The sequence below is a fragment of the Flavobacterium sp. ENC genome (genome assembly GCF_020991415.1).
Taxonomy (GTDB): Bacteria; Bacteroidota; Bacteroidia; order Flavobacteriales; family Flavobacteriaceae; genus Flavobacterium.
In genome coordinates, this window is the sequence record NZ_JAJMOY010000034.1 from 1 (window position 1) to 594 (window position 594).

At 50.7% G+C, this 594-nt stretch carries 1 pseudogene; it reads right to left on the reverse strand.

What is annotated here, in order from left to right:
- Nucleotides 1–594: pseudogene (locus LPB89_RS21925) on the reverse strand (hypothetical protein); the annotation flags it as partial.

Below are 594 nucleotides of genomic sequence, written 5' to 3' on the forward strand. Positions count from 1 at the left end.
ACGTCGTTTACAGAAACTCCCGTCGCAGCACTTGGACCGGCGTTCGAAGCCGTAATGGTAAAGGTTACGTTATCACCAACGTTTGGTGTCGTATTATTTACTGTTTTCACCACGCTAAGGTTCGTTTGTGCACCAGGCGTTGGTGTTTCTGTATCCGTGTTGTTGCCCGGTGTCGGGTCATTTTCCAATCCGGTAATAACAGCGGTATTGCCGTATGAACCTGTTGCTTTTACAGTCGCCACGATGCTCAGCGTTGCGCTGGCCCCGTTGGCAAGTCCCCCTACACTCCAGTTCGGTGCTGTCCATGTTCCTGTTGACGGTGTGGCGCTCACGAAGGTATACCCCGAAGGAAGTACGTCGTTTACAGAAACTCCCGTCGCAGCACTTGGACCGGCGTTCGAGGCCGTGATGGTAAAGGTTACGTTATCACCAACATTAGGTGTAGTATTATTTACTGTTTTCACTACGCTCAGGTTCGTTTGTGCACCAGGTGTTGGTGTTTCTGTATCGGTATTGTTGCCCGGCGTAGGGTCATTTTCCAATCCGGTGATAACAGCGGTATTGCCGTATGAACCTGTTGCTTTTACGGTAGCC